Origin of the sequence: Streptomyces sp. NPDC088794, from assembly GCF_044750545.1 — a bacterium.
Classification (GTDB): Bacteria; Actinomycetota; Actinomycetes; order Streptomycetales; family Streptomycetaceae; genus Streptomyces.
The window spans coordinates 118,195-136,502 of the sequence record NZ_JBIVKB010000024.1; the positions used below are offsets into that span (position 1 = coordinate 118,195).

The following is an 18,308-nucleotide window of genomic DNA, read 5'->3' on the forward strand; positions in this document are numbered from 1 at the left end:
TGGGAACAGGCGGGGTGCTCCCCGGGCAAGAACCCGGTTACCTTTGAGACCAGTTGGGCGTGGAGTTGGGGAGGCGTTGTTGCGTACCCGCAGGAAGCAACCCGACGTACCGGCTCCGGACACCCCGTGGAGCGAGATCGTGCCCGGATTGTGGATGGGCGGGCACGAGTTCAAGGGGCTCTCCGGACAACTCGAATTCGCTGTGGTGCGGGACGAGTTCGACCTCGTCCAGACTCTGCTCAGGCTGCCGGGGCACGGGCCCGATCCCGGCGTCGAGCACCATGTGTGGCCGATACCGGACGGGCCGCTGGACGGGACGCAGCTCGCGGGCGTCATCCGCCTCGCACGGGCCGCGAGCGACGCGATGGACGAGGGCCGAAAGGTCCTCGTCCGCTGTTACAGCGGCTACAACCGCTCGGGCCTCGTCGTCGCGCAGACGCTCGTCCGGCGCGGCGGCTCCGCCGACGAGGCGATACGGCTGATCAGGACCCGGCGTTCGCCGTGGGCGCTGCACAACGAGCTGTTCGTGGACTATCTGCGGACGGGCCTTTCGACGGCACGGCTGCTGGAGGAGCTGACGGAGTAGCGGGCGGTGGGGGAGGCGTCCGCGTCGAGGCGTTCTCCGGGTGTCGCACGGTGTTCCCGGGCCGACTTTCCGGGCGAATTCTCCGGATGAATAGGGTGTACTGGGTCATCGATCACCCTCGCACCCAGGAGCACCGTGCCCCGCATCAGCCCCGCGCGCACCCGTCCCGCGCGCACCGCCCTCGCCGTCACCCTGCTGACGGCGACCGCGGCGGTCACGGCGGCCTGCGGTGACACGGGCGGGCTGCGCGGGGCCGGCGCGACGCCGACCGCGACCAGTCCGGCCAAGCTGTGGCCCCACCTCTCCCCGGCCACCAGCCCCGCCTGGAACTACGACGACGGCGAGTCCGAGCTGGTCCGGGGCATCACCGCACCCGGCGACGACATCCACAAGGTGGACCCGGTCGCCGTCGTGCGCGAGGAGATCCGGCGCCATCCGGACGACTACACGAGCGCGAAGGCGCCGTACGCCGGGACGACCCGTCGGCTGGCCGACTGCGCCGAGGGGGCCGGGCACGGGAACTGTCCCGTCCTCAAGCCGTACTACCGCGATCTGACCGGCGACGGACGCGACGACCTGACGCTGGGGTTCCGGCTGCTGCCCGGCAACCAGACGGCCGTGCGCGTCTACACCTTCGAGTCGGACCGGCTGGTCCAGGTCATGTCCAACGACGACGCCGTGAGCGGGGTCGAACTCGCCGGGCGGTCCGTGATCATCCACTCGCCGTCCGACATCGCCGACTACGAGTACCGCTTCCAGTGGACCTGGGACCCGGACCAGCGCGTGATGCTGCTGACCCACGACGAGATGCTCCGCACGGGGGGCGGGAAGGGCGGAAAGCGGGACCGGCGTGTGCCGCCCTCCCCGTCGCCCACGCCCTCCCCCACGGTTTCCCCCTCGGCTTCGGTGGGCGCCGGATGAGGCTCGCGCTTCCGCACTGGGCCGGCACCCTCGCGGTCAAGGCCGCCGTGTTCATCACCGTGATGTGCTGCGCGCTCGCCGCCCTGCTCGGCGTCCTCGTGCATGTCTCGGTGAGCGACCAGATCGTCGGCCAGGCCCGTGATCTCGCGCTGTCCCGGCTGGGCGACGCCACGGAGTCGTTCGAGGCCGGGGACACGCTGATGCCGGGTGCCGGGATCGATCCGCCGGGTATGCCCGCGCGGCTGCGGACGCTGGCGGCGGGCGGTGAGCGCGGCACGATGGTCGCCGACCACCGCGGACGCCCCACGATGTGGGCGGCCGGGCCGGTCGACGGCGGGCGCGCGTTGGCCGTACGGGTCGACTACGCGCAGGGCCGACGCACCATCGTCGGGCTGGACCGGGCGATCGTGTGGTCGTCGGCGCTGGCGATCGGGGCGACGCTGCTGGTCGGCGCGTTCGCGGTGACCCGGGTGACGCGGCGGCTGCACGCGACGGCGCAGGTGGCGCGGCGGATCAGTACCGGTGATCTGGACGCGCGGGTCGACGACTCCCGGACGAAGGATCCGACGCGACCGCAGGACGAGGTCGCCGCGGTGGCCGCGGCGCTCGACTCCATGGCGGGCTCGTTGCAGGGGAAGTTGCTGAGCGAGCAGCGGTTCACCGCGGATGTGGCGCACGAGTTGCGGACGCCGTTGACCGGGTTGCACGCGGCGGCCGAACTGCTGCCGCCGGGGCGGCCGACCGAGCTGGTGCTCGACCGGGTGGCCGCGCTGCGGACGCTGACCGAGGATCTGCTGGAGATCTCGCGGCTGGACACCGGGCGGGAGCGGTTGGAGGTGGACACCGAGGAGTTGGGGGCGTTGGCCGAGCGGGTGGTGCGGGCGTCCGGGACGGACACCGAGGTGATCGTCGAGCGGGACGCGCGCGTGGAGACGGATCGGCGGCGGCTGGAACGGGTGCTGGGGAATCTCGTCGCCAACGCGCATCGGCACGGGCGGGCGCCGGTGTCCCTGACGGTGCGCGGGGGTGTGGTGGTCGTGCGGGATCACGGGGACGGGTTCCCGGAGTATCTGCTGGCGCACGGGCCGCAGCGGTTCCGTACGGAAGGGGGTGCGACGGGGCATGGGCTGGGGTTGACCATTGCCGCGGGGCAGGCGGAGGTGTTGGGGGCGCGGCTCGATTTCTCGAATGCCGTGGATGGCGGGGCTGTGGCTACTTTGGCTCTCGGTTGTGGGGACTGAGGCGACGGTTGTTCGTTCGCCGCGGGCCTGTGGGGGCCGGTCGCGCAGTTCCCCGCGCCCCTGACGGGGCGCCCCGGCTCGCGGCATCTATTGGCCCAGCTTGGCGGGCGATCCCGCCACCCTCCTCCTAATGTGGCGATTAGTCCGCTTTGCGGCTCCCGCTCCCCCTCACGGAGGTCTCCATGTCCCTGCGTCACACCCTCACCCGCCTCTCCATAGCCGCGGCCTCCGGTGCGCTTCTCGCGTCCGTCGCCGCCACTCCCGCGCTGGCCGACGACGACTGGGACGGCGGTGACGACCCGGCGGTCAGCAGGCAGGACGAGGGCTTCGACGACCGCGGGGACTACAACGACCACCAGAACAACCCCCGGCTGTACCGGGGTGTCGTGACGGCGAGTGAGCTGCTGCTGCGCAGCGCGCCGAACCGCGGCGGCCAGGTGATCCGGGTGGCCTACCGGGGCGACCACGTCAGGATCTTCTGCAAGACCCGGGGCCAGAACATCCAGGGCAACCGGAACTGGTACCTCCTCACGGACGGCACATGGGCCTGGGGTTCGGCCCGGTACATCAAGACGCTCGGGCCCTCGCCACGCTGGTGCTGACGCCCTGAGGTCACAAGACGCACTATTTGGGTAGGTTCCGGACATGACCAAGGCCGGAATCACCGTGGTGGAGGCGGATGCTCCCGCTCCCGCGGTACGCCTGCCCCGACGCCGTGGCATCGAACTCGCCCTCATCGTCCTGGCCGTACTGCTCTCGGTGTACGGCTACTGCGCTGTCGGCCTCGCGCAGCACGGCACCGTCCCGCCCGGCGCCGCCGGTTACGGCGCCGGGCTCGGCGCGCTCGCGCTGCTGGCGCATGTCGCGGTACGGGTCCGCGCCCCGTACGCCGATCCGCTGCTGCTGCCGATCGGCGTGCTGCTCAACGGGGTCGGCCTGGTCCTGATCTACCGGCTGGACCTGGAGACACCGGGCGATCGCGCGGCCCCCACCCAACTCGTCTGGTCCACGCTGGGCGTGACCCTGTTCACCGTCGTCGTGCTGGCCCTGCGCGACCACCGGGTGCTCCAGCGGTACGCGTACGTGTGCGTGGTCGGCGCGCTCGGCCTGCTGCTCCTGCCGATCTTCTTCCCGGCGGTCAACGGCGCCCGCATCTGGCTGCGGATCGCCGGATTCTCCATCCAGCCGGGCGAGTTCGCGAAGGTGTTGCTCGCGATCTTCTTCGCCGCGTACCTGGCGGCCAACCGCAACGCCCTCGCCTACGCCGGCCGCCGCGTGGGGTGGCTCCAACTGCCCACCGGGCGCGTGCTCGGCCCGATCGTCGCCGTCTGGCTGCTGAGCGTCGGCGTCCTGGTCCTGGAACGCGACCTGGGTACCTCGCTGCTGTTCTTCGGCCTGTTCGTCGTCCTCCTGTACGTCGCCACCGGCCGCACCGGCTGGATCGCGGTCGGCCTGGTGCTGGCCTCGCTCGGGGCGGTGGCCGTCGGCTGGCTGGAGCCGCACGTGCACAGCCGGGTGCAGGACTGGCTGCATCCGTTCGCGTCGATCGACGCGGGGCAGGGGCCCAACCAACTCGCGCAGTCCCTCTTCGCGTTCGCGGCCGGCGGGGTCCTCGGCACGGGCCTGGGCCTCGGCCACTCCATCCTGATCGGCTTCGCCGCCAAGTCGGACTTCATCCTGGCGACGGCCGGCGAGGAACTGGGCCTGGCCGGACTGTCCGCGCTCTTCATCCTCTACGGCCTGCTGGTGGAGCGCGGCTTCCGGGCCGGCCTCGCCCTGCGCGACCCCTTCGGCCGGCTGCTCACCGTCGGCCTGGCGTCGATCGTCGCGCTCCAGGTCTTCGTCATCGCGGGCGGGGTGACCGGACTGATCCCGCTGACCGGCATGGCGATGCCCTTCCTCGCCCAGGGCGGCTCCTCGGTGGTCACCAACTGGGCGATCGTGGCGCTGCTGATCCGCATCAGCGATTCGGCGCGCGGTCAGTACGACAGGGAGGCCGGCCCGTGACGCGGTACATCGAGGTGGGCCCATGACGCGGTACATCCGGCACGCGGCCGTCTTCTGCGCCCTGCTGCTCGTGGCGCTCCTGGTCAACGCCACCCGCATCCAGGTCTTCCAGGCCCGGTCCTACGACGACAATCCCGCCAACCGGCGTGCGGGTATCGCCCGTTGGGAGCAGCGGCGCGGCAACATCCTGGTGGACGGCGGGAAGATCACCGGCTCCCGGGACACCGGCGAGCAGCTCCGCTACGAACGGACGTACACCGACGGGCCGTTGTACGCGCCCGTCACCGGCTTCGCCTCGCAGGTGTACGGGACCGCGTTCCTGGAGCACTCCGAGGACGCGGTGCTGGCCGGGACCGACCCGATGCTCACGCCGTTCCCGCTGTGGAACGAGCTCACGCGGGCGCAGAGCCCCGGCGGCAACGTCGTCACGACCCTCGACCGGGCCGCGCAGCGGGCGGCGTACGCGGGGCTCGGCGGGCGCAAGGGGGCGGTGGCGGCGGTGGAGCCGTCGACCGGGAGGATCCTGGCGCTGGTGTCGACACCCTCGTACGACCCGGGTGTGCTGTCGGGCAACTCCGCGGCCACGGAGCGGTCCTGGGCGCGGCTGAACGGCGATCCGGACAAGCCGATGCTCAACCGGGCGATCCGGCAGACGTATCCGCCGGGTTCGACCTTCAAGGTGGTCACCGCGGCGGCCGCGCTGGACGCCGGGGTCATCACGGACGTGGACGCGCCGACCGACTCCCCCGCGCCCTTCACCCTCCCCGGCACCACCACCTCCCTCACCAACGAGTCCGACGGATGCGAGGACGCCTCGCTGCGGACCGCCTTCGAGTGGTCGTGCAACACGGTGTTCGCCAAGCTCGGCGTGGACGTGGGGGTTTCGGACATGGCGGCGACGGCGACGGGCTTCGGCTTCAACGACACGGGCCTGCGCGTCCCGTTCTCGGTCGCGCCGAGCACCTTCGACACCTCCGTCGACAAGGCGCAGCTCGCGCTGTCGTCGATCGGGCAGTACAACACGCGGGCCACGCCCCTGCAGATGGCGATGGTCGCGGGGGCGGTGGCCAACGGCGGGCAGGTGCGGACGCCGTACCTGGTGGAGCGGACGACGACGGACGACGGCGACACGGTCGGGTCGGCGGGCTCACGCCCGGTCCGCCAGGCCATGCACCCGGCGACCGCGGTCCGGATGAAGGAGCTGATGGAGGACGTCGTCACGGAGGGCACGGGCACGAACGCCGCCATCCCCGGCGCGATCGTCGGCGGCAAGACCGGCACCGCCCAGCACGGCGTCGGCAACTCCGGTACGCCGTATGCCTGGTTCGTGTCCTGGGCGCAGGGCGAGCGGGACATCGAGCCGAAGGTCGCGGTGGCGGTGGTGGTCGAGGACGCGTCGGCGGTCCGGGGGGACATCACGGGCGGCGGGGTGGCGGCGCCGATCGCCCGGGCGGTGATGGAGGCGGTTCTCAGTCCGTGAGATACGGGGTTTCGGGCGCGGTTCGCCCCGACCTACCGTTCGGTACATGACGTCATCGACGGCTGAAGCCGCGCACCAGCTCGCCCAGGTCAACATCGGCCGCCTCAAGGCCCCTTTGGACTCACCCCTACGCGGGCCGCCACCGGGAGATGCTGGCCCGCCGTCGGGTGGGGGTCCCCCCACGCCCTTGAGGCAGTGGGGGAGGTTCGAGCGGGTGCGGGAGGCGATGGTGGTCCTGTGGTGGGTGCCGGCCGGGCACCGGCCGACGGTCGCGGAGGCGGAGGAGCGGCTGCTGCGCCTGCGCGCCGACGGTCCCACGCCGTACGCCTTCACCTTCCGCTCACCGTTTCCCGCGACAAGTCACGCCCAGGGGATTGACGCGCTTGCTGACAAGCAGTCTCATAAGTCGAGGAGGATGTGACCCCGGGTAACAAGGTGGGAGAACCATGACGACCCAGACGGAAGCCGCCGACCTGGACGGCCTGCGTGACGCGCTCGGGCTGCTCAAGGACCGGGAGCAGGTGGCAGAGCGGTTGCTCGACTCCTCCGCCAAGCACTCCTTCGACCCGGACAAGGAGCTCGACTGGGACGCGCCCTTCGAGGAGGGCAAGTGGTTCTGGCCGCCGGAGCTGGTGTCGCTGTACGACACGCCCTTGTGGAAGCGGATGGGCGAGGAGCAGCGCATCCTGCTCTCCCAGCACGAGGCCGCCGCGCTCGCCTCGCTCGGCATCTGGTTCGAGCTGATCCTGATGCAGCTGCTGGTGCGGCACGTGTACGACAAGGCGGCCACGAGTGCGCACGTGCGGTACGCGCTGACGGAGATCGAGGACGAGTGCCGGCACTCCAAGATGTTCGCGCGGCTGATCTCGCGGGGCGACACGCCCTGGTACCCGGTGAGCCGGGTGCACCAGAACATGGGGCGGCTGTTCAAGACCATCTCCACCACGCCGAGTTCCTTCACCGCCACGCTGCTCGGCGAGGAGGTCCTCGACTGGATGCAGCGGCTGACCTTCCCGGACGAGCGGGTGCAGACCCTGGTCCGGGGCGTCACCCGCATCCACGTGGTGGAGGAGGCACGGCACGTCCGGTACGCCCGTGAGGAGCTGCGGCGCCAGATGGTGACCGCCCCGAAGTGGTCCCAGGAGTACACCCGGGTCACCTCCGGCGAGTTCGCCCGCATCTTCTCGGTCGCCTTCGTGAACCCCGAGGTCTACGCGAACGTCGGGCTCGACAAGCGCGAGGCCCTGGCCCAGGTGAAGGCCAGCGGCCACCGCCGGGAGGTCATGCAGACGGGGGCGAAGCGTCTGACGGACTTCCTGGACGACATCGGGGTGCTGAGGGGCGCCGGCCGGCGACTGTGGAAGGCCTCGGGGTTGCTGGCCTGAGTTCGCGCGTGCGGGTCCGTTGTGGCTGGTCGCGCCTACGCGGCGGAGCCGCACATCGGTACAGCCCCGCGCCCCTGGGTGGGACCCGCACAGGCCGACTACCCTGCGAGGCATGACCCCGCCCGCCGCCACCCCCGCCTACCGTCGGCTCAGTGTCGAGGAGCGGCGCAGTCAGCTCCTCGACGCAGCCCTCGGCCTCTTCGCGCACCGCACCCCCGAAGAGGTCTCGCTGGACGACGTGGCGGAGGCCGCCGGAGTCTCCCGCCCCCTGGTCTACCGGTACTTCCCGGGCGGCAAGCAGCAGCTCTACGAGGCCGCCCTCAGGTCCGCCGCCGACGAACTCCGGCAGTGCTTCGACGAACCCCGCGACGGCGCCCTGCTGCCCCGCCTCTCCCGTGCCCTTAACCGCTATCTCGCCTTCGTCGACCAGCACGACGCCGGTTTCAGCGCGCTGCTCCAGGGCGGCAGCGTGGTCTCGACGTCCCGGACGACCGCCATCGTGGACGGCGTCCGCCGGGCCGCCGCCGAGCACATCCTCAGCCACCTCGGCGTCACGGACCCCGGCCTGCCGCTGCGGATGACCGTACGGATGTGGATCACCGCGGTCGAGGCGGCCTCCCTGATCTGGCTGGACGAGGGCAAGCAGCCGCCGGTGGACGAGCTGCGGGACTGGCTGGTGGAACAGTTCGCGGCCGTCCTGTCGGTGACCGCGAACCGGGACCCGCAGACCGCGGCCCTGGTCGAGGCGCTGGCCGGGGATGTCTGACACTGGTCCCGTGAAGAGCGAAGACACCCCCTTCGAGGGCGGCCCGATGGACGGCCGGGTGCTGCCGGTCCTGGTCGGCGCCACCGGGCACCCGCCCAAGACCTACCGCATCCCGGTCCCGGACGCGGCCGGCGGCCCGCCCACGGTCCACGTCTACCGCCGCGTGCCGCGCGGCTTCAGCAAGCGGCTCGGCCTCCAGAAGGGCTGGAAGTACGCGTACGACCCCGAGGGCAAGCCCACGGACAGGCTCAAGTGGCCGTGGTCGAAGCCCGACGCCACGCCGGGCGGCAAGCCGGACGACACCGACGGGTGACGAGGTTGGGCCAAGCCGCCCACACCCGGCGCGCGCGGCCCGCGTCCACGTCTGAAGCTCACGGTGCGGGGCAGAGGGGCTGCCCGCACCGGAGGTGATGACGTGTCAGGAAGGCTTCTGCGTCTGGTGTGTACGGCGGCGGTGGCGGCCGGCACCGTCCTGGCGCCGCTGCCCGCGGTGGCCGTGCCCGAGCCCGGCCCCGGTGAGCGGCCCGTCTCGCAGCTGCTGACGGACCTTCAGAAGCTGTACCGGGAGGCCGAACAGGCCACCGAGACGTACAACGCCACCGAGGAGAAGCTGCGCAAGCAGCACACCGAGGTCGACCGCCTCGACCGCGAACTCGCCCGCACCCGCCTCTCGCTGCACGACAGCCGGGGCGCGGCCGGCCGGCTCGCCCGACAGCAGTACCAGAACAGCACCGACATCTCCCCGTACGTCCGCCTGCTGCTGGCCCGCAACCCCCAACAGGCCCTCGACCAGGGCCATGTGATCGAGCAGGTCTCCCGGGAACGCGCCGAGACCCTCGGCCGCCTCACCGGCACCGAGAAGAAGGCCGACGGACTGGCCCGGAAGGCCCGCAAGGCCCTCGACGACCGCCTCTCCCTCGCCGCCCGCCAGAAGAAGGACCGGGACGACGTACAGAAGCGCCTCAAGGACGTCCAGGAACTCCTCGTCTCCCTCTCCCCCGAACAGCTCGCCGACATCGCCGAGTTGGAGGAGAAGGGCGTGGACAAGGCGCAGCAGCAGCTCGTCGCGTCCGGTGCCCTGAGCGACGAACACGAGCCGTCACGCGAGGGCGACCGGGCGGTGCGGTACGCCGTACAGCAGTTGGGCAAGCCGTACGAGTGGGGCGCGGAGGGCCCCGATACGTACGACTGCTCGGGCCTGACGTCCCAGGCGTGGGGCCACGCGGGCGCGCCCATTCCGCGGACGAGTCAGGAGCAGTGGGCGCAGTTGCCGAGGATCTCCCTCAAGGAACTCCGCCCGGGTGACCTCGTGATCTACTTCCCCGAGGCCACCCACGTGGCGATGTACCTGGGCGAGGGCCTGATGATCCAGGCCCCCAGAACAGGCGAGAAGGTCAAGGTGTCCCCGGTGGCGTCCTTCCCGATCCTGGGAGCGGTACGTCCGGACGGGGTTCAGGCCGCGCCGGTGACCGAGGCGAGGTAGGCGCCGGTCTTCTCCGGCTCGTAGAAGAAGTTCTCGAAGTCGGCCGGGTCGTTGAACGCGTTGGCGAACCGGTCGGCGACGGGCTGCAACTGACCCGCCGCGCCAATGAGGTTCAGGATGTGCTCCGGCGGCGGAGCCAACATCGCGTTCGTCCACTTGGTGACGTGCTGCGCGGTCTCCCAGTAGCGCTCGAACGTCACCCGCATCCATTCCTCGTCGAACTCCTTCTCGCCCTGGTCGAGGATCGAGGCGAGGTACGAAGCCGCGCACTTGGACGCGGAGTTGGAGCCCTGACCGGTGATCGGGTCGTTGGCGACGACGACGTCGGCGACACCGAGGACCAGGCCCCCGCCGGGCAGCCGGCCGATCGGATTGCGGACCGTCGGCGCGTACCGGCCCGCCAACGTGCCGCCGGCGTCGGTCAGTTCGACCTTCGTGGCCCGCGCGAACTCCCACGGCGTGAACTTCTCCATGAGTTCCAGGGTCAGGGAGAGGTGCTCGGCCGGGTCCTTGACGCCGTTGAAGACGTCGAGCGGGCCGCCGGGTATGCCCTCCCAGAACAGGATGTCCGCGCGGCCCGACGTGGTGAGGGTCGGCATGACGAACAACTCGCCGACGCCCGGGACCAGGTTGCAGCGGACCGCGTCGTAGTCCGGGTGCTCGGGACGCGGGCCGAGCCCGTGGACGTAGGACACGGCCAGGGCCCGCTGCGGCTCGCTGTACGGCGAACGGGACGCGTCCCGGCCGAACATGGAGACCAGCTCGCCCTTGCCCGCCGAGACCAGCACCAGGTCGTACGTACGGGCGAAGTAGTCGAGGTCGGAGACCGCCGCGCCGTGGATGACCAGTTGGCCGCCGCGCTGTGCGAACGTCTCCATCCAGCCGGCCATCTTCACGCGCTGGTCGACCGACTGCGCGTACCCGTCGAGCCTGCCCACCCAGTCGATGGCCCGCTGGGTCGGACCGGGGTCGTGCGAGCCGGGGGCCGCGACCGAGACGCCGAGTCCTTCGATCTTCGGGGCCTGGGACTCCCAGAAGTTCAGCTGGAGATCGCGCTCGTGCTGCAGTGCCGTATGGAACATGCACTGCGTCGACATGACCCGGCCGGAGCGGATCTCGTCCGCCGTCCGGTTCGACATCAGGGTGACCTCGTACCCGTTCGACTGGAGTCCGAGGGCGAGTTGGAGACCGGCCTGGCCGGCTCCGACGACGAGTATCTTCCGCATGCGGGTGGTGTCTCCTAAAGGGCGGTCACTCGGGGGTGACGTCCAGTGCGTGGCCGACGAGGGACAGAAGGGTCTCGATCGCCGAGATCCGCCGACGCGCATCCATGATCATTACAGGTATGTGCGCGGGGATCGTCAACGCCTCCCGTACGTCGTCCGGTTCGAACCGCTCGCTGCCGTCGAAGTGGTTGACCGCGACGACGTACGGCAGCCCGCAGCTCTCGAAGTAGTCGAGGGCGGGGAAGCAGTCCTTGAGACGTCGGGTGTCCGCGAGGACGACCGCGCCGATCGCGCCGCGCACCAGGTCGTCCCACATGAACCAGAACCGCTGCTGGCCCGGCGTGCCGAACAGGTAGAGCACCAGGTCGTCGTCGAGCGTGAGGCGGCCGAAGTCCATGGCCACGGTGGTGGTCGACTTGCCCGGCGTGCCGGAGAGATCGTCGGTCTCCTCGCTCGCCTCGGTCATCAGCGCCTCGGTCTGCAGGGGCGTGATCTCCGATACGGCGGTGACCAGCGTCGTCTTGCCGACGCCGAAGCCGCCCGCCACCACGATCTTCGTGGCCACGGGGGCACGGGTGCGGTCCGTCTGCCAGGACCGCAGTTGCTCCTCGTCATCGGGGAGCGGGGTGACGCCGAAGGAGGCGGCGGCGTCAGAGACGACGGAGTCCACTCAGCACCCTTTCCAGCAGAGCGCGGTCGGGACGGCCCGTACCGTGACCGGTACCGGTGCCGTACACACGGATCTTTCCCTGGTCCGCGAGATCGCTGAGCAGCACGCGGACCACGCCGAGCGGCATCTTCAGCAGCGCGGCGATCTCGGCCACCGTGCGCATACGGCGGCACAGTTCGACGATGGCCCGCATCTCCGGCATGACCCGGGTGTTGAGGGAACCATTCGTCAACTCCTTGCGCTCCTCGGGCGCTTCGAGCGCCGCGACGAACGTCTCCACGAGGAGTACGTGACCGAAGCGGGTGCGGCCGCCGGTGAGCGAGTAGGGACGGACGCGGGCGGGTTTGCGCTCACCGCCGCGTACCGGGAGCTTCTTCGGGTCAGGGCTCATCGGGTGCTCCCCGTCGACTCGGACGCCTCGGATTCCTCCGACTCGATGGACTTCCGCAGCTCGCTGCGGAGTTCGGGCGTCAGCGCGTGGCCGGCCCGGCCCACGAAGAGCGCCATGTGGTACGCCACGACGCTCATGTCGCAGTCCGCGGAGCCGTGCACACCGAGCAGCGAGCCGTCGCTGATCGACATCACGAAGAGGCTGCCGTCGTCCATCGCGACCATCGTGTGCTTCACCGGGCCCGAGTCCATCAGTTTCGCGGCGCCGACGGTGAGGCTGCCGATGCCGGAGACGATGGTGGCGAGGTCGGCGGCGGAGCCGCGCGGTCCGGTGCGCTTGGTCTCCAGGGCTTCCCTGGCCTCCGTGTTCCGTTCCGGGTCGGAGGAGAGGAGCAGCAGGCCGTCGGAGGAGACGACCGCGACCGACTGGATGCCGGGGACCTCTTCGACCAGGTTGGTCAGTAGCCAGTGCAGGTTTCGGGCTTCACTGCTCAGTCCGAAGGTACTGGGCGCGGTCAACTGCTTGCCTCCTCGACTGTGCCCCCCGTGGCGACGTCGGATGTGGGTGATCCTGCGGCCGGTTGCTTGGTCTGGCCTGTCTGTTCGGCGATCTCCGCCTGTACGTCCCGGTGACCGGCCTGGGCGCCTTGGCGGAACCCGCCGAGTCTCCTGCGGAGGGCTTCCGGGTCGACGCCTGTGCTTCGCTGGCGTGGGGTCTGGGTGGGGGCGGTGATTTTGGGGGTGCGCTTGGGGAGGCCCTTGGCTGTGACGGGGTCTTCGTCCGGGCCGTCAGGTGTGCGGGTGTGTGCCGCCTCGGCTTCGCCTTCGGCGGGAGTGTTCCCACCCGCACCACCCGTGCGGCTTTCGTTGTCGGGTGCGGGTGGCCCCTGTGGGGCGGAATCGCCGTCGGCGGCTGCCGGCGGTGCGGGGACCAGCAGTTCCATCGTCATTTCCGACGGGCGCTCCGGGGGCTCCGTACTCGCCTGCGCAGGCGCCTCCGTGCTCGTCTCCGCGTGTTCCATCGCCTTCTCGGCCAGTTCGACCAGCGGGTCGCTCGGCTTGGGGCGGGTGTGGAGGACGTTGGAGTTGGCCTCGGCGTCGGCGCCCGGGAGGGAGAAGGTGTGGGTGCCGCCCGGGACCGGGGACGGGGAGGAAGAGGAGGTCGCGGGGACCGCGGCCGTGGGGTTCTGCGCCAGGAGGGGGCTCGGGATCACCACCACCGCCGCCACTCCGCCCTGCTTCTGCTCGCGGAGCTGGACCCGGGCGCCGTGACGGTGGGCGAGGCGGGCCACGACGTAGAGGCCGAGGCCCAGGCCGTCCTCGCCCTCCTGCTCGTACGGGGAGGCCGGATCGAACTCGGCCAGGCGGGTGTTGAGGCGGATCATGCGGTCGGGGGCCACGCCGATGCCCTCGTCCTGGACGGAGAGCATGACCTCGCCACTCTCCAGGAGCCAGCCGGAGACCTCGACGGGACGGTCGGGCGGGGAGAACGAGGTGGCGTTCTCCATGAGTTCGGCCAGCAGGTGGGAGAGGTCGTCCGCGGCGAAGCCGGCCACGTGGGCGTGCGGCGGGAGGGCGGCGATGCGGACACGCTCGTAGCGCTCGATCTCGCTGACCGCGGCGCGTACGACGTCCACGAGCGGGACCGGGCCCGCGCTCTGCTGGACGTGTTCGGTGCCGGCGAGGACCAGGAGGTTCTCGCTGTGGCGGCGCATGACCGTGGCGAAGTGGTCGAGCTTGAAGAGGGTGGAGAGGCGGTCGGGGTCCTGCTCGCGCTCCTCCAGGCCCTCGATCACGGTGAGTTGACGTTCCACCAGGCCGAGCGTGCGCAGCGCGAGGTTGACGAAGGTGGAGCCGATGCTGGCCCGCAGCCGCTCCAACTGGGCCGCGGAGTCGGCGACTTCGGTACGCAGGTCCTCGCGCGCGTCGGCCATCCGCTGGCGCTGGCCGACCAGGTGCTTGCGGTCGGACTCCAGGGTGGTGACGCGCTCGTGGTGGGCGACCGCGTGCGCGTGCAGGGCGTTGACGGAGCGGACGACCTGGGCGAACTCGTCGTTGCGGCCGGTGAAGGTGATGGGCTCCTCGGCCGCCGGGTTCTCCGCCTGGGCGAGGCGGGCCGAGCCGCGGCGGAGCACGGAGAGCGGGCGGGTGAGGGTGCGGGCCATCGCGGTGGCGATGCCGATGGTGAGCAGGACCAGCGCGCCGAGGGCGGCGATCCGGATCTCCAGCGCGGTGACGTCGTCGTCGCGCAGCTGGGCGAGTTGCTTGCTGCGGCGCTCGTAGAGGGCGGACTCGGCGCCGCGCATCAGGTCGACGCGGGCGGAGAGCGCGGCGTCGGCCTTCTTCACGCTGGTGGAGAGTTCGCCGTCGGTGAGCGTGGGCTGGTCGGTGAGGGCGGTGAGGTACTTCTCGGCGGAGTTGACCTCGGCGCCGGTGACCGTGGAGTCGTAGGACTCGCGGGCGGCCTTGGGCGCGGTGTCGCGGAAGTCGGCGAGCGCCGAGTCGGAGCGCAGCCGGGCCTGTTGGGCGGCGGCGGTCAGGGCGTCGCGCGTCTTGGTGTCGGCGGCCGAGGACGTGGTGGTCGTGGTCGGCAGACCGGTGACGGGGTCGACGGCGCTCTGCGTGCTGCGCGGCACGTTCAGCGCGGCGAGGAGCAGTCCGCGGGCGGCGGCGGCCTGCTGGACGGCGGAGTCCAGCTCGGCGAGCGCGTACCCGCCGGAGCCCGCGCGGGCCGGCATCCGCTCGGCCAACTCCTCGGCGAGCCGGTGCAGTTCGGTGATCGCGGCGGAGTAGGCGTTGTGCGCCTCCAGGGCGCTGCTCTGCCCGGTGAGCGCGGCGCGGCGCAGGGTCGCGATGCCGTCGAGGTCGCCGCGCAGGGCGGCCGGCAGGTCGGTGTCGGCGCGCAGGTCCTCGACCTGGCGGTCGACGCGGGCGCCGCTGTCCTCGGAGGGGGCCTTGGACTTGGGCCGTCCGGCGGCGATGTACGAGGTCACCTCGTCGCGCTCGTCGGCCAGCGAGTGGGCCAGCGCGAGGGCGTCCTGGGTCTGCTCGGCGAACGTCACCAGGTCCTGGGAGTCGCTCAGTCGACCGGACGCGGCGAGAACGGTGGGCGCCCCGGCCCCGGCGACGGCGGCGGCCACGACCGCCACGGCGACGATCAGCCGGTTGCGTACGTGGGTGGGGCGGCCCTTGCCGGTGACGGTCTCGGGGGCGTGTTCCGTGCTCCCTGTGGAGGCCGCCTGCTTGCCTGTGCGACGAGGCCGCGTCTTCTGCACCGGTGCTCGCATTCCTGACTCGTGATACCCAAGGGCGGGGTGACGTCGCGTCACATCCCGCCGACTGTGCGTACACCCTCCCCCATGCTCCCGGCCGAGCGGGCGCAGGGGGTGCCCCCACCGGTCCCCGACCCTCCCAGTGCCGGTGGGCAGTGGTCGCGCATCACCGGACCCGCCACCCGAAGGAGTGAACATCGGAGGGGAGTTGGCGGGCAAGTTCCTCCGGCATCCCGGACGGCCGCTTCCGGCGGGCCGGTTGGACGTCTGCGGCGGGCGGTGGCACTATGTGCCGCCACGCCTTCCGCGATCATCGGATTCCACCCCAAAACTGGCTTCTGACCTGCGCGTGTGTGTCAACTCGGCGAGCTGTGCCAGCCTTTGGTGAAGCCTGTGAAGACGTCGTGCAGACTGGCCGGATGCGTACGGAACTTGTATCGGAAGCCGGCGATCCGGCCCGCCCCAACGAGGACTTCGCGAGCGTCACGCTGCCCGCCTCCGGCCAGGGCGGCTCGCTCGTCGTCCTGGACGGGGTGACACCGCCGAAGGACGGCACGGGGTGTCTGCATTCCGTCCCCTGGTTCACGGCCCGCCTCGGCGGCGCGCTGACCGAACTGACCGTTTCCCGCCCGGATGTTCCGCCCACCGAGGCCCTGTCCCGCGCGATCGCCCGTACGGCGGCGGCCCACGCGGACACCTGTGACCTTTCTCACCCACGCACCCCACAGGCCACAGTGGTCGTCGCCCGCTGGTCGGCCGAGACGGTCGAGTACCTGGTCCTGTCGGACTCGGCGCTCCTGGTCGAGTCCCCGACGGGCTCGGTCGTCCCGCTCCTCGACGACCGCATCGCCCGCCTCCCGCGCTCCGCCCTGGCCACGGACGCCCTGGTGGACTCCGCGGTCCGCAACAAGGAGGGCGGCTTCTTCACGGCGGCCGCGGATCCCTCGGTGGCCGGGCGCGCGGTGACCGGCACCCTGCCCCGCACGGAGGTCCGCACCCTGGTCGCCCTGACCGACGGGGCCACCCGCTGGGTGGAGAAGTTCCACGAGGGCGACTGGGAGGACTGCTTCAGGTTCGTCCGCAAGGAGGGGGCGGCGGCACTGGTCGCCCGGGTGCGCGCACTCGAAGTCGCCGACACCGAGCGGGTGTTCCTGCGGCGGAGCAAGACGCACGACGACGCGACGGTGGTGTTCGCGGAGGTGTAAGGGGAGCGGTGGGGGGAGCCGTGCGGGGGCGGTCGCGGTACGCGGGTGCTGATTCCGGGTGCCGCTTCCGGCTCCCGATTCCAGGCGCTACTTCTCCACCTGCCGGTTCAACTGCGCCAGCAGCCGGGCCAGTTCGGAGACCTCCCGCCGGTCCCAGTGGGCGAGCTGGCTGACGTACCGGGCGCGGCGGGCGTCGCGGACCTTGGCCACCCGGCCGCGGCCCTCCTCGGTGAGGTCGACCAGCCAGGCGCGGCCGTCGGCGGGGTCGGGTTCGCGGGCGATCAGGCCGAGCTCCTCCAGGGCGCGCAACTGCCGGGACATGGTGGCCTTGCCGACGCCGATGTAGGCCGCCAGCTCGGTCGCCCGCTGCCGGCCGTGCTCGTCGAGGCGTACGAGGAGGCCGTAGGCGGCGGTCTCCAGGTCGGGGTGGACCTCGCGGGCCATCTCGCCCTGGCTGGCCCGGGCGCGCCGGAGCAGGACCGTCAGTTCGCGCTCCAGGGAGAGGTACTCCTGGTCGGCGCCGCTCGGGGCGGAAAGGTGCTCCTGGTCCGCGCCGCTCGGTGTCACCTGTGCCTCCACACGGTGTTCGTCACCGTTCGTACCGTCGTCCACGTCAGCCCCTGCCTCGCTGTTCCCGGGGTTTCCCGGTCCTGAAAGTTTCCGCCGAACGCCGTCGTCGCCGCAGCTCGGCAAGTATTTCGCAGGGCTAGACCAACGGCAGCCTCTGGCCCCTCTTCCCACCTGCTCGTCGAGCTGCGTAGCGTCTCCACCAGACCTTGACTGGCATGCTCACGCCAGCAGAGGCCGTTCCCCCCACCTCTCCCTCGGAGGCACGCCATGCCCGTGCACAGACCCGGATCGGCCCGCCCCGGACACCTCTCCCCCACCCTCCTCGCCTTCCTCGCCGGACTCCTGCTCGCCGCCCTCACCCTCGTCCTCGCCGTCCCGGCCTCCGCCGCCGATACCCCCGCCCGGGGCTCCGCCCGGATGGGCATCGGTGTCCTCTCCCACGACGGCAGCGCCGGCACGCCGGTTCCCGGTGACGCCACCCAGACCGAGGGCGTCGACGTCTCCGGCTACCAGGGCAACGTCGCCTGGGCGACCCTGTGGAGCAGCGGGGTCCGGTGGGCGTACACCAAGGCGACGGAAGGCACGTACTACACGAACCCGTACTTCGCCCAGCAGTACAACGGCTCCTACGACGTCGGCATGATCCGCGGCGCGTACCACTTCGCCACCCCCGACACCACCAGCGGCGCCACCCAGGCCAACTACTTCGCCGACCACGGCGGCGCCTGGTCCCGGGACGGCAGGACCCTGCCCGGCGTCCTCGACATCGAGTGGAACCCCTACGGCGCCGCCTGCTACGGCAAGACCACCGCGGCGATGGTCAGCTGGATCGCCGACTTCCTGAACACCTACAAGGCCCGCACGGGCCGTGACGCCGTCATCTACACCGCCACCAGCTGGTGGACGCAGTGCACCGGCGACTACGCCGGCTTCGCCTCCGCCAACCCGCTGTGGATCGCCCGGTACGCCACCGCCCCGGGGACGCTGCCGGCCGGGTGGAGCTACTACACGATGTGGCAGTACACCTCGTCCGGACCGACCGTGGGCGACCACGACAAGTTCAACGGGGCGCTGGACCGGGTCGTGGCCCTTGCCAACGGCTGACG

19 protein-coding genes are annotated in these 18,308 nt (G+C 71.4%); 13 read left to right on the forward strand and 6 right to left on the reverse strand.

Features of this window, described 5'->3' with window-relative positions; genetic code table 11:
* Positions 1-79: 79 nt before the first annotated feature.
* The 11 genes from ACIP6U_RS44760 to ACIP6U_RS44810 all read left to right on the forward strand — a co-directional run bounded on the left by ACIP6U_RS44760 (position 80) and on the right by ACIP6U_RS44810 (position 9,869).
* A complete protein-coding gene (locus ACIP6U_RS44760) occupies positions 80-586 on the forward strand; it encodes a protein phosphatase (protein WP_401728889.1) in 507 nt (168 codons plus the stop codon).
* A 135-nt stretch (positions 587-721) separates the two neighbouring features.
* On the forward strand, positions 722-1,507 hold the full coding sequence (locus ACIP6U_RS44765) for a hypothetical protein (RefSeq protein ID WP_401728890.1): 786 nt from the start codon (positions 722-724) through the stop codon (positions 1,505-1,507).
* Entirely contained in the window at positions 1,504-2,748 is a 1,245-nt protein-coding gene (locus tag ACIP6U_RS44770) for an ATP-binding protein (RefSeq protein WP_401728892.1), read from the forward strand. The genes ACIP6U_RS44765 and ACIP6U_RS44770 overlap by 4 nt, the downstream gene beginning before the upstream one ends.
* Before the next feature lie 182 nt (positions 2,749-2,930).
* Positions 2,931-3,350, forward strand: coding sequence for an SH3 domain-containing protein (locus ACIP6U_RS44775; RefSeq protein WP_401728893.1), 420 nt, complete (start codon positions 2,931-2,933; stop codon positions 3,348-3,350).
* A gap of 43 nt (positions 3,351-3,393) precedes the next feature.
* On the forward strand, positions 3,394-4,755 hold the full coding sequence (locus ACIP6U_RS44780; protein WP_401728894.1) for an FtsW/RodA/SpoVE family cell cycle protein: 1,362 nt from the start codon (positions 3,394-3,396) through the stop codon (positions 4,753-4,755).
* 22 nt (positions 4,756-4,777) lie between these two features.
* Positions 4,778-6,235 carry a peptidoglycan D,D-transpeptidase FtsI family protein gene (locus ACIP6U_RS44785; protein WP_401728896.1) on the forward strand — a complete coding sequence of 486 codons (1,458 nt, stop codon included), beginning with the start codon at positions 4,778-4,780 and terminating at the stop codon, positions 6,233-6,235.
* Between the two features lie 226 nt (positions 6,236-6,461).
* Positions 6,462-6,656, forward strand: a complete 195-nt coding sequence (locus ACIP6U_RS44790) for a DUF3291 domain-containing protein (protein ID WP_401728927.1) — start codon at positions 6,462-6,464, stop codon at positions 6,654-6,656.
* Positions 6,657-6,681: 25 nt separating this feature from the next.
* Entirely contained in the window at positions 6,682-7,620 is a 939-nt protein-coding gene (locus tag ACIP6U_RS44795) for a diiron oxygenase (RefSeq protein ID WP_401728898.1), read from the forward strand.
* A 112-nt stretch (positions 7,621-7,732) separates the two neighbouring features.
* Positions 7,733-8,386: a TetR/AcrR family transcriptional regulator gene (locus ACIP6U_RS44800; protein WP_401728899.1), complete on the forward strand. Its 654-nt coding sequence runs from the start codon at positions 7,733-7,735 to the stop codon at positions 8,384-8,386.
* Complete coding sequence (locus ACIP6U_RS44805; RefSeq protein WP_401728900.1) at positions 8,379-8,699, forward strand: hypothetical protein; 321 nt, start codon at positions 8,379-8,381, stop codon at positions 8,697-8,699. Before ACIP6U_RS44800 ends, ACIP6U_RS44805 begins: the two co-directional genes overlap by 8 nt.
* Positions 8,700-8,801: 102 nt before the next feature.
* Positions 8,802-9,869 carry a C40 family peptidase gene (locus ACIP6U_RS44810; protein ID WP_401728901.1) on the forward strand — a complete coding sequence of 356 codons (1,068 nt, stop codon included), beginning with the start codon at positions 8,802-8,804 and terminating at the stop codon, positions 9,867-9,869.
* Here ACIP6U_RS44810 and ACIP6U_RS44815 read toward each other — a convergent pair.
* The 5 genes from ACIP6U_RS44815 to ACIP6U_RS44835 are packed head-to-tail and all read right to left on the reverse strand — an operon-like array spanning position 9,839 to position 15,430.
* Positions 9,839-11,095, reverse strand: coding sequence for a styrene monooxygenase/indole monooxygenase family protein (locus ACIP6U_RS44815; protein WP_401728902.1), 1,257 nt, complete (start codon positions 11,093-11,095; stop codon positions 9,839-9,841). The two genes, ACIP6U_RS44810 and ACIP6U_RS44815, sit on opposite strands and share 31 nt — an antisense overlap.
* A gap of 25 nt (positions 11,096-11,120) precedes the next feature.
* Complete coding sequence (locus ACIP6U_RS44820; RefSeq protein ID WP_401728904.1) at positions 11,121-11,765, reverse strand: GTP-binding protein; 645 nt, start codon at positions 11,763-11,765, stop codon at positions 11,121-11,123.
* Complete coding sequence (locus ACIP6U_RS44825; protein WP_401728906.1) at positions 11,746-12,156, reverse strand: DUF742 domain-containing protein; 411 nt, start codon at positions 12,154-12,156, stop codon at positions 11,746-11,748. The genes ACIP6U_RS44820 and ACIP6U_RS44825 overlap by 20 nt, the downstream gene beginning before the upstream one ends.
* On the reverse strand, positions 12,153-12,674 hold the full coding sequence (locus ACIP6U_RS44830) for a roadblock/LC7 domain-containing protein (RefSeq protein WP_401728907.1): 522 nt from the start codon (positions 12,672-12,674) through the stop codon (positions 12,153-12,155). Before ACIP6U_RS44830 ends, ACIP6U_RS44825 begins: the two co-directional genes overlap by 4 nt.
* Entirely contained in the window at positions 12,671-15,430 is a 2,760-nt protein-coding gene (locus ACIP6U_RS44835; RefSeq protein WP_401728908.1) for a nitrate- and nitrite sensing domain-containing protein, read from the reverse strand. Before ACIP6U_RS44835 ends, ACIP6U_RS44830 begins: the two co-directional genes overlap by 4 nt.
* Positions 15,431-15,846: 416 nt before the next feature.
* Between ACIP6U_RS44835 and ACIP6U_RS44840 the strand changes: the two genes are divergently transcribed.
* Positions 15,847-16,632: a protein phosphatase 2C domain-containing protein gene (locus ACIP6U_RS44840; RefSeq protein WP_401728910.1), complete on the forward strand. Its 786-nt coding sequence runs from the start codon at positions 15,847-15,849 to the stop codon at positions 16,630-16,632.
* A gap of 87 nt (positions 16,633-16,719) precedes the next feature.
* Here the strand turns inward: ACIP6U_RS44840 and ACIP6U_RS44845 are convergent, their stop codons facing one another.
* Positions 16,720-17,199, reverse strand: a complete 480-nt coding sequence (locus ACIP6U_RS44845) for a MarR family winged helix-turn-helix transcriptional regulator (RefSeq protein WP_401728928.1) — start codon at positions 17,197-17,199, stop codon at positions 16,720-16,722.
* 270 nt (positions 17,200-17,469) lie between these two features.
* Here ACIP6U_RS44845 and ACIP6U_RS44850 point away from each other — a divergent pair, with 270 nt between their 5' ends.
* Positions 17,470-18,306 (forward strand): lysozyme, encoded by an 837-nt coding sequence (locus ACIP6U_RS44850; RefSeq protein WP_401728912.1) that lies wholly within the window; start codon positions 17,470-17,472, stop codon positions 18,304-18,306.
* Positions 18,307-18,308 lie beyond the last annotated feature (2 nt).

Excerpts from the sequence above, each read along its gene's own strand:
- ACIP6U_RS44800 (WP_401728899.1), top strand. The coding sequence starts at position 7,733 with ATGACCCCGCCCGCCGCCACCCCCGCCTACCGTCGGCTCAGTGTCGAG.
- ACIP6U_RS44850 (WP_401728912.1), top strand. The coding sequence starts at position 17,470 with ATGCCCGTGCACAGACCCGGATCGGCCCGCCCCGGACACCTCTCCCCC.
- ACIP6U_RS44790 (WP_401728927.1), top strand. The coding sequence starts at position 6,462 with ATGGTGGTCCTGTGGTGGGTGCCGGCCGGGCACCGGCCGACGGTCGCG.
- ACIP6U_RS44815 (WP_401728902.1), bottom strand. The coding sequence starts at position 11,095 with ATGCGGAAGATACTCGTCGTCGGAGCCGGCCAGGCCGGTCTCCAACTC.
- ACIP6U_RS44825 (WP_401728906.1), bottom strand. The coding sequence starts at position 12,156 with ATGAGCCCTGACCCGAAGAAGCTCCCGGTACGCGGCGGTGAGCGCAAA.
- ACIP6U_RS44770 (WP_401728892.1), top strand. The coding sequence starts at position 1,504 with ATGAGGCTCGCGCTTCCGCACTGGGCCGGCACCCTCGCGGTCAAGGCC.
- ACIP6U_RS44795 (WP_401728898.1), top strand. The coding sequence starts at position 6,682 with ATGACGACCCAGACGGAAGCCGCCGACCTGGACGGCCTGCGTGACGCG.
- ACIP6U_RS44805 (WP_401728900.1), top strand. The coding sequence starts at position 8,379 with ATGTCTGACACTGGTCCCGTGAAGAGCGAAGACACCCCCTTCGAGGGC.
- ACIP6U_RS44785 (WP_401728896.1), top strand. The coding sequence starts at position 4,778 with ATGACGCGGTACATCCGGCACGCGGCCGTCTTCTGCGCCCTGCTGCTC.
- ACIP6U_RS44840 (WP_401728910.1), top strand. The coding sequence starts at position 15,847 with ATGCGTACGGAACTTGTATCGGAAGCCGGCGATCCGGCCCGCCCCAAC.
- ACIP6U_RS44775 (WP_401728893.1), top strand. The coding sequence starts at position 2,931 with ATGTCCCTGCGTCACACCCTCACCCGCCTCTCCATAGCCGCGGCCTCC.
- ACIP6U_RS44780 (WP_401728894.1), top strand. The coding sequence starts at position 3,394 with ATGACCAAGGCCGGAATCACCGTGGTGGAGGCGGATGCTCCCGCTCCC.